General features: G+C 69.7%; 9 protein-coding genes and 1 tRNA gene. 6 read left to right on the top strand and 4 right to left on the bottom strand.

Annotated elements, in window-relative coordinates; genetic code table 11:
- The first annotated feature begins 9 nt into the window (after positions 1–9).
- The 5 genes from ACZBH1_RS16130 (at position 10) to ACZBH1_RS16110 (ending at position 2554) form a co-directional block, all read left to right on the top strand.
- Positions 10–92 (top strand) — tRNA-Leu (locus ACZBH1_RS16130).
- A gap of 161 nt (positions 93–253) precedes the next feature.
- Complete coding sequence (locus ACZBH1_RS16125; RefSeq protein WP_336397950.1) at positions 254–607, top strand: PadR family transcriptional regulator; 354 nt, start codon at positions 254–256, stop codon at positions 605–607.
- Between the two features lie 2 nt (positions 608–609).
- Positions 610–978, top strand: a complete 369-nt coding sequence (locus ACZBH1_RS16120; protein ID WP_336397951.1) for a DUF1048 domain-containing protein — start codon at positions 610–612, stop codon at positions 976–978.
- Positions 975–1790: an ABC transporter ATP-binding protein gene (locus tag ACZBH1_RS16115; protein WP_452324357.1), complete on the top strand. Its 816-nt coding sequence runs from the start codon at positions 975–977 to the stop codon at positions 1788–1790. Before ACZBH1_RS16120 ends, ACZBH1_RS16115 begins: the two co-directional genes overlap by 4 nt.
- Positions 1787–2554: an ABC transporter permease gene (locus ACZBH1_RS16110; RefSeq protein WP_463646929.1), complete on the top strand. Its 768-nt coding sequence runs from the start codon at positions 1787–1789 to the stop codon at positions 2552–2554. Before ACZBH1_RS16115 ends, ACZBH1_RS16110 begins: the two co-directional genes overlap by 4 nt.
- A gap of 73 nt (positions 2555–2627) precedes the next feature.
- Here ACZBH1_RS16110 and ACZBH1_RS16105 read toward each other — a convergent pair whose 3' ends face one another.
- Positions 2628–3017, bottom strand: coding sequence for an SHOCT domain-containing protein (locus tag ACZBH1_RS16105; protein WP_336397954.1), 390 nt, complete (start codon positions 3015–3017; stop codon positions 2628–2630).
- Between the two features lie 146 nt (positions 3018–3163).
- Here ACZBH1_RS16105 and ACZBH1_RS16100 point away from each other — a divergent pair, with 146 nt between their 5' ends.
- Positions 3164–4789, top strand: a complete 1626-nt coding sequence (locus ACZBH1_RS16100) for a RecQ family ATP-dependent DNA helicase (RefSeq protein WP_463646928.1) — start codon at positions 3164–3166, stop codon at positions 4787–4789.
- 6 nt (positions 4790–4795) lie between these two features.
- On the opposite strand, the gene pyk is transcribed toward ACZBH1_RS16100, so the two are convergent.
- Genes pyk through gltB form a run of 3 tightly spaced genes read right to left on the bottom strand, consistent with a single transcriptional unit; the run spans position 4796 to position 12358 of the window.
- On the bottom strand, positions 4796–6244 hold the full coding sequence (pyk, locus tag ACZBH1_RS16095; RefSeq protein WP_336397956.1) for a pyruvate kinase: 1449 nt from the start codon (positions 6242–6244) through the stop codon (positions 4796–4798).
- A 47-nt stretch (positions 6245–6291) separates the two neighbouring features.
- Entirely contained in the window at positions 6292–7758 is a 1467-nt protein-coding gene (locus tag ACZBH1_RS16090; protein WP_336397957.1) for a glutamate synthase subunit beta, read from the bottom strand.
- A complete protein-coding gene (gene gltB / locus ACZBH1_RS16085; RefSeq protein ID WP_378880759.1) occupies positions 7751–12358 on the bottom strand; it encodes a glutamate synthase large subunit in 4608 nt (1535 codons plus the stop codon). The genes ACZBH1_RS16090 and gltB overlap by 8 nt, the downstream gene beginning before the upstream one ends.
- Positions 12359–12428: the final 70 nt, after the last annotated feature.

The raw sequence follows: 12428 nt of genomic DNA, 5'->3' as shown, positions 1-12428 counted from the left end.
TGCCCGCGGGCCGGTGTGGCGGAATGGCAGACGCGACCGACTCAAACTCGGTTGCCCGCAAGGGCGTGTGGGTTCGACTCCCACCACCGGCACCCCATCTGTCGCGGAGAGCGGATGCCTCGGATTCGAGGCGTCCGCTCTTCGGCGTTTCCGGCACCCGAGACTTCTCGGTATCCGGTGTTGCTAGGTACTGGTACCTAGTGTTACTTTGTACTGGTAGTCAGCAACACTGAGTAGTCAGAGGAGGCGCGTGATGGGCAAGCAGGAGACCGAGATGCTCAAGGGCACGCTGGAGGGCATCGTGCTCGCGATCCTCTCGGGCCGCCCGGCCTACGGATACGAGATCACCACGTGGCTGCGCGACCAGGGCTTCAGCGACATCGCCGAGGGCACGGTCTACGCCCTGCTCGTGCGGGTCGAGCAGCGCGGTCTCGTCGACGTCGAGAAGGTGCCGTCCGAGAAGGGGCCGCCGCGCAAGGTGTACTCCCTCAACGCGCAGGGGCGCGAACAGCTCACGGAGTTCTGGCGGACGTGGAGCTTCCTCGCAGAGCGCATCGAACAGCTCCACCGCCAGCACGAAGACAACAACAGGAAGGAAGAGGTCTGATCATGGCCGCCAAGTGGTACGAGGTCGTCACCGGCTCGCTCGAGCAGAAGAAGCAGTACAAGCAGTACAAGGCGCGCATCGAGGCCCTGCCGGAGCCCTACCGTGCCGCGGCGAAGGCCGTGGAGCGGTACTTCATGACCGTCGGCGGCATGACCGACGGCGAGTCCATGGTCCAGATGCTCAGCGACTCTGCCGACATGTGGGAGCGCGCCGCCGCCGACCACACCCCCGTGCGCGACATCGTGGGCGAGGACCCGTCGGCGTTCGCGCAGGAGTTCACCGCCGCCTATTCGGGCAGGCAGTGGATCGACAAGGAGCGCGAGCGCCTCAACAAGGCGATCGACGACGCAGAGCGAGGAGAGAACCGATGACCGCCGCCACCGTCATCCAGGTCGCCGGCCTGGAGAAGTCGTACAAGGACCTGCACGTGCTGCGGGGCGTCGACTTCGATGTGAAGAAGGGCAGCATCTTCGCCCTTCTCGGCTCCAACGGAGCAGGCAAGACCACCGTCGTGCGAATCCTGTCGACGCTGCTGAAGGCCGACGCCGGCAAGGCCGCGGTCGCCGGCTTCGATGTGGTCGCGCAGTCGCAGAAGGTCCGGGAGACGATCAGCCTCACGGGGCAGTTCGCGGCGGTCGACGAGGTCCTCAGCGGGCGCGAGAACCTGATGCTCATCGCGCAGCTGCGCCACCTGCCCGATCCGGGCGCCGTGGCCGACGACCTCCTCGCGCGCTTCTCGCTCACCGACGCGGGTTCGCGCAAGGTCGCGACCTACTCCGGCGGCATGCGCCGGCGGCTCGACATCGCCATGAGCCTCATCGGCGACCCGCCGGTGATCTTCCTGGACGAGCCCACCACGGGCCTCGACCCGGCGGCCCGCCTGGAGGTGTGGGATGCCGTCAGAGAGCTCGCGCGGGGCGGCACGACCGTCCTGCTCACCACCCAGTACCTCGAAGAGGCCGAGCAGCTCGCGGATCGGATCGCGATCCTCCACAAGGGCCGGATCATCGTCAACGGCTCCCTGAGCGAGCTCAAGCAGCTGCTCCCCGCGGCGAAGGTCGAGTACGTCGAGAAGCAGCCGAGCCTCGAGGACGTCTTCTTCGCCCTGACGGGCGAGGACGGCGCCGCGGAAGCCGGCGAGGCCGGGACCGGCACCGCCACGACACGGAAGGAAGGGCGATGACCTCTCACGCCATCGGCGACACCGCCGTACTCACCGGTCGGTCGCTGCGCCACATCCTGCGCAGCCCCGACACCATCATCACCACGGCGGTCACACCGATCGCCCTGATGCTGCTGTTCGTCTACGTCTTCGGCGGCGCGATCGACACCGGTGCCGACCGCGGGTCGTACATCGACTACATGCTGCCCGGCATCCTGCTCATCACCATCGCCTCGGGCATCGCATACACCGCCTATCGGCTGTTCCTCGACATGAAGAGCGGCATCTTCGAGCGGTTCCAGTCGCTGCCGATCTCGCAGTCGGGGGTGCTGTGGGCGCACGTGCTGACGTCGCTCGTGTCGATCGTCGTCTCGCTCGCGATCGTCATCGGCGTCGCGCTGCTCATGGGCTTCCGCACCGGGGCGAGCCTCGGCGCCTGGCTCGGCGTGGCGGGCATGCTCGTGCTGTTCACCCTGGCGCTCACGTGGCTCGCGGTGATCCCCGGACTGACCGCGAAGACCGTCGACGGCGCGAGCGCGTTCTCGTACCCGCTGATCTTCCTGCCGTTCATCAGCTCGGCCTTCGTGCCGACCGAGAGCATGCCGGCCCCGGTGCAGTGGTTCGCCGAGAACCAACCGGTGACGTCGATCGTCGACTCGATGCGGGCACTGTTCGCCGGCGAGCCCGTGGGCAGCGAGATCTGGGTCGCGATGGCGTGGCTCGTGGGCATCCTCGTCGTCGCCTACGTCGCGTCGATGGCGATCTACCGTCGCAAGATCAGCTGACGCGCGCTCCGGCCCAAGAGCAGATGAGCGGATGCCTCGACCCCGAGGCATCCGCTCTTCTGCTGCGCCGGCGCTAGGCGCCGAAGTACTGGTTGCCCAGGGCCTTGCTCTTGAGGGCGTCGAACTCGCCCTGCGTGATGATGCCGGCATCGAGGAGCTCCTTCGCCTTGGCGATGTCCTCGGCGGGGCTGGTGGAGGCGGCCGGACGGTAGTCGTCCGCTTCGGCCACCACTCCCCCGCGCGCGGCCTGGGCGCGCTCCGCCATGCCCTTCCCGCGGGCGATCACGTAGATCAGCGCGGTGAGGAAAGGCACGAACACCAGGAGGATGATCCACAGCGCCTTCATCCAGCCGTTGAGCTTGTCGTCACGGAACAGGTCCGTGATGATCACGATCACCACGTAGAGATAGGCGATGAAGTAGAAGCTCCAGAGCAGGAACCAGATGAAGTCGTTGAAGAACATGGCGTCCCCTGTCGGCGAGATGTGGTGGCGATAGCGTAGCGTCCGGCCGTGCCGGGACCTATGGGCGCGCCGGGCGTGTCAACCCCGCGGGGCGGATTCACGCGGGATGCGAGGATGGCCACTCCGTCACGAGGGAGAGGACCCGGATGCCCGACACGGCCATCGCCCGGGCGGCGCGCGAGATCTTCGGCTGGACGACGCTGCGCGCCGGGCAGTCCGAGGCGATCGACGCGCTGGTCGCCGGGCGCGACGCCATCGTGGTCCTGCCCACGGGCGCCGGGAAGTCCGCCGTATACCAGCTCGCGGGCGCACTGCGCGACGGTCTCACCGTCGTGGTGTCCCCGCTCATCGCCCTGCAGGACGACCAGGTCGCGCAGCTGTCGTCCGCACCGCGCGCCGCGCGCGGGGCGGTCCTCAACTCGACGCTCGGCGAGCGTGCGACCGCCGAGCTGTGGGACGAGCTCCGGTCGGGCGCCGTGGGATACCTGTTCCTCACGCCGGAGCAGCTGTCGAAGGACGACGTCGTGGCCGCGCTCCGCGACGTCGGAGTGGCGCTGCTGGCCGTCGACGAAGCGCACTGCGTGGCCAGCTGGGGCCACGACTTCCGGCCTGACTACCTGCGGCTGGGCGCGGTGCGCGAGAGGCTCGGCGCTCCCCCGGTGGTCGCGCTCACCGCCACGGGTGCCGAGCCGGTGCGGGTCGAGGTCGCCGAGCGGCTGCGGCTCGTCGACCCCGCCGTCGTCGTGCACGGGGTGGACCGCCCGAACATCGACCTGACCGTGCGCCGAGCCGTCACCGCCGACGAGAAGCGCGCCGCCGTCATCGCACACGTGTCGGCGATGACGGGATCGGGACTCCTCTACACCGCGACGAGGCGCGAGGCCGAGGAGTACGCGGCGACGATCGCCGAGGCGGGCTCTCGCGTCCGCGTCTACCACGCCGGCCTGTCGCGGTCCGAGCGCGAGGAGACCCACCGGGCCTTCCTCGCGGACGAGGTCGACCTGGTCGTCGCCACCAACGCGTTCGGGATGGGCATCGACAAGCCCGACGTGCGCTTCGTGACGCACGCATCGGTGCCCGAGTCGCTCGACGCGTACTACCAGGAGATCGGCCGTGCGGGCAGGGACGGCGACGCGGCGGACGCCACGCTCTTCTACCGCCAGGAGGACCTCGGCATCCGCACCTACTTCGTCTCGCGCAGCGTCGACCTCGACGAGCTCGCCGCGGCGTACTCCGCCGTGGCAAAGGCCGACGGACCGCTCCCGACGAAGGCGCTGGCGGCGGCCGTCGATGCGCCGCCCCGCAGGGTCACGCACCTGATCAACCTGCTCGTCGAAGGCGGGGTGGTTCGCGTCGGCCGCCGCGGGGCGGTGGCGGCGGCATCCGTCAGCCCGTCCGAAGCAGCGGCCCGCGCCGCGGAGGCGTCGGAGCGTCGCGAGCGGATCGAGCAGTCGCGGCTGGACGTGATGCGGCGCTATGCGGAGACGCGCGACTGCCGCCGACGCGCCCTCCTGCGCTACTTCGGCGAGGATCTCGACGCGCCCTGCGGCAGCTGCGACACGTGCCGTGCCGGCACCGCGGCGGACGCGGCGACGGACGAGGCCGGGGCGCCGTTCCCCTCCGGCGCGGAGGTCGAGCACACCGAGTGGGGCCGGGGAGCCGTCTCGGCGGTGGAGGGCGACCGTCTCACCGTGTTCTTCGAGGGACACGGCTACAAGACGCTCGCCCTCGACACCGTCATCGAGAACGACCTGCTCAGCCGCGTGGGCTGAGTCCGGTCAGTCGCGCGTCTTGTAGATCGGCGCCTTGCCGTGCACCGCGTCGCCCACCTTGTGGATGCGGATGTCGTTCGTCGAGCCGATGATCCCGGGAGGCGATCCCGAGATCACGACGACCTTGTCGCCGACCTTCGCCAGGTCGTTCGACAGCAGGTAGTCGTCGACCTGGATGAACATCAGGTCGGTGTGCGCGACGTGCTCGACGAGTGTCGACTGCACGCCCCACGTGATGGCCATGCGGCGGCGGATCGCCGGCTCGGGGGCGAACCCGATCATGGGGATGCGCGGGCGCAGGCGCGACATGCGCCGGGCCGTGTCGCCGGACTCCGTGAAGATGCACAGGAACTTGGCCTCGACGAACTCGGCCACCTCGTTGGCGGCGAGCGTGATGGCTCCGCCCTGGGTGCGCGGCTTCGTCGTGAGCGGCAGGATGCGCTCGAGGCCGTGCTCCTCGGTCGAGCCGATGATGCGCGCCATGGTCTCGACGGTCACCACCGGGTAGTCGCCGACGCTGGTCTCGCCCGACAGCATCACGGCGTCGGCGCCGTCGAGGACGGCGTTGGCGACGTCGGAGGCCTCGGCGCGGGTGGGCACCGGGGAGTGCGTCATCGACTCGAGCATCTGCGTCGCGACGATGACGGGCTTGGCCATGCGGCGGCAGAGCTCCACCGCGCGCTTCTGCACGATCGGCACCGCCTCCAGCGGCAGCTCGACGGCCAGGTCGCCGCGGGCCACCATGATGCCGTCGAACGCGTCGATGATCTCTTCGAGGTTGTCGACCGCCTGCGGCTTCTCGATCTTGGCGATGACCGGGACGTGCCGGCTCTCCTCGGCCATGATCACGTGCACGCGCTGCACGTCCTTGGCGTCGCGGACGAACGACAGCGCGATGAGGTCGGCGCCGGCGCGGAGGCCCCAGCGCAGATCCGCCTCGTCCTTCTCGGACAAGGCCGGGACGTTGACGGCGACACCGGGGAGGTTGATGCCCTTGTTGTTGGACACCGCGCCGCCCACGACGACCTCGGTGGTCACGACCGTGCCGTCGGTCTCGAGGACCTTCACGCGCACCTTGCCGTCGTCGATGAGGAGGAAGTCGCCGGCCTTGACGTCGTTCGGGAGGCCCTTGAACGTCGTCCCGACGATCTCCTTCGTGCCGAGGATGTCCTCGGTGGTGATCTTGAAGATGTCGCCGACGGCGAGCTCGTGGGGACCGTTCTCGAACTTGCCGAGTCGGATCTTCGGGCCCTGCAGGTCGACGAGGATCGCGACGGCGCGGCCGGCGTCCTCCGCGGCCTTGCGCACGTTGGCGAAATTGTTGTCGTGGACCGAGTAGTCCCCGTGGCTCAGGTTGAAGCGGGCGACGTCCACACCGGCATCGATGATCGCACGGACCATCTCATACGTGGATGTGGCCGGACCCAGGGTGGCGACGATCTTCGCGCGTCTCATCCGTGGTATCTCCGGGTTGGGGTGGATTGGCGAATGCCTCGGCCAGCCTACGCGGGCTGCAGGCCGATGGCGACATCCGTGGGGCGCACCGGAGCGGGCAGCTCGGTGTCGCCCATGAGGTACCGGTCGACGCTCGCCGCGGCGGCACGGCCCTCGGCGATGGCCCACACGATCAGCGACTGGCCGCGACCGGCGTCGCCGGCCACGAAGACGCCCGGGGCGGTCGTCTGGTAGTCGTCCTCGCGACGCACGTTCCCGCGCTCGGTGAAGCGCGCGCCCAGCTGCTCCTCGAGCAGGCTGCGCTCGGGGCCGGTGAAGCCCATCGCGATGAGCACGAGGTCGGCCGGGATCTCCCGTTCGGTGCCGCTCTTGGGGACGCGGCGGCCGTCGACGAACTCGGTCTCGGCGACGCGCAGCGCGCGCACCTCTCCCGCGCCGTTGGCGAGGAACTCGACGGTGGAGGCCAGGTAGGAGCGCTCCCCGCCCTCTTCGTGGGCGGACTGCACCTCGAACACCGTCGGCGTCATCGGCCAGGGCTGGTGCTCGGGGCGCTCGCCCGGGGGCTGGCGGCCGATCGCGAGGTTCGTCACGCTCAGCGCACCGTGACGGTGGGCCGTGCCGATGCAGTCGGCGCCGGTGTCGCCGCCGCCGATGACGACGACGTGCTTGCCCTGCGCGGTGATCTGATGGGGAACCGCGTCGCCCGCGACAGCCTTGTTGGACTCCACGAGGTACTCCATCGCGAAGTGCACGCCGGCGAGGTCCCGTCCGGGGATCGGCAGTTCGCGCGGCACGGTCGAGCCCGTCGCGACGACGACCGCGTCGTACCGGGCGCGCAGATCGGCCCACGAGATGTCCTTGCCGATCTCGACGCCGGCGCGGAAGCGCGTGCCCTCGTCCTGCATCTGGCGGAGCCGGACCTCGAGGTGCTTCTTCTCCATCTTGAAGTCCGGGATGCCGTAGCGCAGGAGACCGCCGATGCGGTCGTCGCGCTCGAACACCGCCACCGTGTGGCCGGCGCGCGTGAGCTGCTGGGCCGCCGCGAGCCCGGCGGGACCCGAGCCGACGACGGCGACGGTCTTGCCGGTCAGGCGACCGGGGGGCTCCGGCTCGATCCAGCCGTTCGCGAACGCCTCGTCGGCGATCGAGACCTCGACCTGCTTGATGGTCACGGCAGGCTGGTTGATGCCGAGCACGCACGAGCTCTCGCACGGCGCCGGGCAGAGCCTGCCGGTGAACTCCGGGAAGTTGTTCGTGGCGTGCAGGCGCTCACTGGCGGCACGGCCCTCGCCGCGCCACGTCAGGTCGTTCCATTCCGGGATGAGGTTTCCCAGCGGGCAGCCCTTGTGGCAGAACGGGACGCCGCAGTCCATGCAGCGGCCGGCCTGCCGGCGCAGCACGGCGGAGTCGCCCGGCTCGTAGACCTCTTTCCAGTCCATGATGCGCACCGGCACCGGCCGCCGCGGGGGCAGCTCGCGCTCGGTGACCTTGAGAAAGCCTTTCGGGTCAGCCACCTGTCACCTCCAGGATGCGGTTCCAGACGACGTCTCCGTCGGGGTCGAGCCCCTCCGCGACGGCCGCCTGCCGGGTCTGCAGCACTGCGGCGTAGTCGCGCGGCAGCACCCGGACGAAGTTCGCCAGCTCCGCCTCGAAGTCGTCGAGGAGCGCTTGGGCGAGAGTCGATTCGGTCTCCGCGACGTGCTGCTCGAGCAGGTCGCGGAGGATCTCGGCGTCGCCGGAGCCGAGTTCGCCCAGGACGAGCTCGCCGCTGGCGAGGGCCTCCCGGTTGACAAGCTTGGTGTCGAGCCGGTACACGTACGCGGTGCCGCCCGACATGCCGGCGCCGAGGTTGCGGCCCGTCGCGCCGAGGATGACGGCGAGGCCGCCGGTCATGTACTCCAGCGCGTGGTCGCCGACACCCTCGACGACCGCCGTCGCGCCCGAGTTGCGCACGAAGAAGCGCTCGCCCACGACACCGCGCAGGAACATCGTGCCCTGGGTCGCGCCGTAGCCGATGACGTTGCCGGCGATGACGTTCTTCGACGCGTCGAAGGAGGCACCCCGCGGCGGCCGGACCACGATCTGTCCGCCGGACAGGCCCTTGCCGACGTAGTCGTTGGAGTCGCCCTCCAGTCGCAGCGTGATGCCGGCGGGCATGAACGCGCCGAACGACTGCCCGGCCGAGCCGGTCAGGTTCACCACGATGCTGCCCGACGGCAGGCCGTTCTCGCCGTGGGCGCGCGTGACGTGGTGGCCCAGCAGGGTCCCGACCGCGCGCTCGGTGTTGCGGATGGGCAGATCGATGGTGATCTGGCCGCCGTGGGCGACGACATCCTGGGCGCGCTCGAGCAGGGCGACGTCGAAGTGCTCCTCGAGCTCGTGCTTCTGGCCCGTCGTGTTGCGGCGGGGCTCGTCGTCGGCGAAGACGGGGCCGGCGAGCACCGGTGCGAGGTCGAGTCCGCTCGCCTTCCAGTGCCGGACCGCGCCGTCGACGTCGAGCAGGTCGCTGCGGCCGATCGCCTCGTCGAGCGAGCGGAAGCCCAGCTCGGCGAGGTACTCGCGCACCTCCTCGGCGATGAACTCCATGAAGTTCACCACGAACTCGGGCTTGCCGTTGAAGCGTGCGCGCAGCGTCGGGTTCTGCGTGGCGACACCCACGGGGCAGGTGTCGAGGTGGCACACGCGCATCATGATGCAGCCCGAGACCACGAGCGGAGCCGTGGCGAAGCCGAACTCCTCCGCGCCGAGCAGCGCGCCGATGATCACGTCGCGGCCGGTCTTCAGCTGGCCGTCGACCTGCACGACCACCCGGTCGCGCATGCCGTTGAGCATGAGCGTCTGCTGCGTCTCGGCCAGGCCCAGCTCCCACGGCGTACCGGCGTGCTTCAGCGAGTTCAGCGGGCTCGCGCCCGTCCCGCCGTCGTGGCCGGAGACCAGGATGACGTCCGCCAGCGCCTTCGCCGTGCCCGCGGCGACGGCCCCGATGCCCGACTGGCTCACGAGCTTCACGTGGACCCGGGCGCCGGGATTCGCGCGCTTGAGGTCGAAGATCAGCTGCTTGAGGTCCTCGATCGAGTAGATGTCGTGGTGCGGCGGCGGCGAGATGAGGCCGACGCCCGCGGTCGCATGGCGCGTGCGCGCCACCCACGGGTACACCTTCGTCGGGGGCAGCTGCCCGCCCTCGCCCGGCTTGGCGCCCTGGGCCAGCTTGATCTGGATGTCGTCGGACTCCGTGAGGTACAGGCTCGTGACGCCGAAGCGACCCGAGGCCACCTGCTTGATCGAGCTGCGGCGCTCGGGGTCGAGCAGGCGATCGACGTCCTCGCCGCCCTCGCCGGTGTTCGACTTGCCGCCGAGGCGGTTCATCGCGATCGCCAGCGTCTCGTGCGCTTCCTTCGAGATCGACCCGTAGCTCATCGCACCCGTCGAGAACCGCTTGACGATGGACGAGACCGGCTCGACCTCGTCGATCGGCACCGGCGTGCGTCCCTCGGTCTTCAGCGCGAACAGTCCGCGCAGCGTCTTCAGCTCGCCCGCCTGGTCGTCGACCAGCTTGGTGTACTCGCGGAAGATGTCGTACCGCCGCGTGCGCGTCGAGTGCTGCAGGCGGAACACCGTGTCGGGGTTGAACAGGTGCGGCGAGCCGTCGCGGCGCCACTGGTACTCGCCGCCCGTCCAGAGCCGCTCGTGCGCGCGCACGGCGGCGTCCTCGGGGTACGCGTAGGCGTGCCGGGCGGCGTTCTCGGCGGCGATGACGTCGAGCCCGACGCCGCCGAGCTTGGACTCCGTACCCGTGAAGTAGGTGTCGACGAAGTCCTGCGACAGGCCGACGGCCTCGAACACCTGGGCGCCCGCGTACGACGAGACGGTCGAGATGCCCATCTTCGACATGATCTTCAGCACGCCCTTGCCGAGCGCGTAGATCAGGTTCTTGACGGCCTTCTGCGGCGAGATGCCGGTGATCATGCCGGCGCGCACCAGGTACTCGACGGTCTCCATCGCCAGGTACGGGTTCACCGCGGACGCGCCGTAGCCGATGAGCGTGGCGATGTGGTGCACCTCGCGCACGTCGCCCGCCTCGACCACCAGACCGCACTTCATGCGGGTCTGCTTGCGGATGAGGTGGTGGTGCACCGCGGCGAGCATGAGCAGCGACGGGATGGGCGCGAGGTCCTTGTTGGAGTCGCGGTCGGACAGCACGATGAACTCGGCGCCGTCCTCGATGGCCTGGTCGACCTCCTGGCACATCTGCTCCAGGCGCTTGCGCATGCCCTTGTGGCCGGCCTCGACGCGGTACAGGCCGCGGATGGTGACCGAGGTGCGGCCCGGCAGCGCCGTGTCGATGTGCTGGATCTTGGCGAGCTCGTCGTTGTCGATCACCGGGAAGTCGAGGGTGACCACGCGCGTGTGGTCGGGTCCCCACTCCAGGAGGTTGCGCTCCGGTCCGAGGCCCAGCGACAGGGACGTGACGACCTCTTCGCGGATCGAGTCCAGCGGCGGGTTGGTGACCTGGGCGAACTGCTGCGTGAAGTAGTCGAACAGGAGTCGCGGACGCTCGCTGAGCACGGCGACCGGAGTGTCGGAACCCATCGCGCCGAGCGGCTCCGCGCCGTTCTGACCCATCGGCGCGAGGAGGATCTTGACCTCCTCCTCGGTGTACCCGAACGTGCGCTGACGGCGGGTGATGGAGGCGATCGGGTGCACGATGTGCTCGCGCTCGGGAAGCTCGGCCAGACGCACGCGGCCCGCGTCCAGCCACTCCTGCCAGGGCTCGAGATCGGCCAGGCCGGCCTTGATCTCGTCGTCCTCGATGATGCGGCGCTGCTCGGTGTCGACGAGGAACATGCGTCCGGGGCGGAGCCGTCCGCGGCGCTTGATGCGCTCCGGCGCGATGTCGAGCACGCCGGTCTCGCTGCCGATCACGATCAGGCCGTCGGTGGTCTCGGTCCAGCGCCCGGGGCGGAGGCCGTTGCGGTCAAGAGTGGCGCCGACGAGCGTGCCGTCGGTGAAGATGAGCGCGGCCGGGCCATCCCAAGGCTCCATCTGCATGGAGTGGAACTCGTAGAAGGCGCGCAGCTTCGGGTCGATGTCGGCCTGCTTCTCGTACGCCTCCGGCACCATCATCATGATGGCGTGCGGCAGGCTGCGGCCGGTCAGGGTGAGGAGCTCGAGCACCTCGTCGAAGGACGCGGAGTCGCTGGCGCCCTCGGTGCAGATCGGCAGCAGCGGACGGATGTCGCCCAGCAGCTCGGACTCGAGCTGGGACTGGCGTGCGCGCATCCAGTTGCGGTTGCCGTTGACCGTGTTGATCTCGCCGTTGTGCGCGAGCATGCGCAGCGGCTGCGCGAGCGGCCACGACGGGAAGGTGTTGGTGGAGTAGCGCGAGTGGACGACGGCCAGCTCCGACGCGAAGCGCTCGTCCTGCAGGTCCGGGTAGAAGGGCTCGAGCTGCAGCGTCGTCACCATGCCCTTGTAGCCGAGCGTCCGCGCGGACAGCGACACGAAGTACGCGTCGAGCTCGGTGCGGGCGCGCTTGCGCAGGCGGAAGGTGCGCCGGTCCAGGGCGATCCCCGACAGCGCAGGGGCGTCGCCGGTCGCCGGGCGCGACACGAAGAGCTGCTCGAACACCGGCCGCGCCTGGAAGGCGAGCTTGCCGAGGTTCTCCTCCGCGGTGGGCACGTCGCGCCATCCGAGGACGGTCAGGTTCTCGGATGCCGCGATCCGCTCGATCCCCGCCTTCTGGGCCTTGCGTGCCTCGTCGTCGCGCGGGAGGAACACCATGCCGGCGGCGTACTCGCCGACGGGCGGCAGCTCGAAGTCGACCACGGCGCGCAGGAAGGCATCCGGCATCTGCGTGAGGATGCCCGCACCGTCACCGGTGCCGGCGTCAGAGCCGATGGCTCCGCGGTGCTCGAGGTTGCGCAGCGCGGTGAGCGCCAGGTCGATGATGTCGTGTCCGGCCTCGCCGCGCAGCGTCGCGACCATCGCCAGGCCGCACGCGTCCTTCTCGAACGCAGGGTTGTACATGCCCTGCTTCGCGGGGAAGCCGGCCTGTCCCGACGATGCGGGGGTCCTCACCTCGGTGGAGGTGACATGACGGGGGCTCGAAGCCATACCTACCGTCCTCACGTTGATACTCAAGATGGGACGACGTCGGCCCGGGCGCGCTCTCTCTCGGGGCGAG

The organism is Microbacterium sp. ZXT2-5 (genome assembly GCF_055329545.1).
This window is presented reverse-complemented; position numbering and strand designations above follow the sequence as displayed.

Bases quoted from the DNA above. Each gene is read 5' to 3' on its own strand.
- ACZBH1_RS16125 (WP_336397950.1), top strand. From the start codon at position 254: ATGGGCAAGCAGGAGACCGAGATGCTCAAGGGCACGCTGGAGGGCATC.
- ACZBH1_RS16120 (WP_336397951.1), top strand. From the start codon at position 610: ATGGCCGCCAAGTGGTACGAGGTCGTCACCGGCTCGCTCGAGCAGAAG.
- ACZBH1_RS16115 (WP_452324357.1), top strand. From the start codon at position 975: ATGACCGCCGCCACCGTCATCCAGGTCGCCGGCCTGGAGAAGTCGTAC.
- ACZBH1_RS16110 (WP_463646929.1), top strand. From the start codon at position 1,787: ATGACCTCTCACGCCATCGGCGACACCGCCGTACTCACCGGTCGGTCG.
- ACZBH1_RS16105 (WP_336397954.1), bottom strand. From the start codon at position 3,017: ATGTTCTTCAACGACTTCATCTGGTTCCTGCTCTGGAGCTTCTACTTC.
- ACZBH1_RS16100 (WP_463646928.1), top strand. From the start codon at position 3,164: ATGCCCGACACGGCCATCGCCCGGGCGGCGCGCGAGATCTTCGGCTGG.
- pyk (WP_336397956.1), bottom strand. From the start codon at position 6,244: ATGAGACGCGCGAAGATCGTCGCCACCCTGGGTCCGGCCACATCCACG.
- gltB (WP_378880759.1), bottom strand. From the start codon at position 12,358: ATGGCTTCGAGCCCCCGTCATGTCACCTCCACCGAGGTGAGGACCCCC.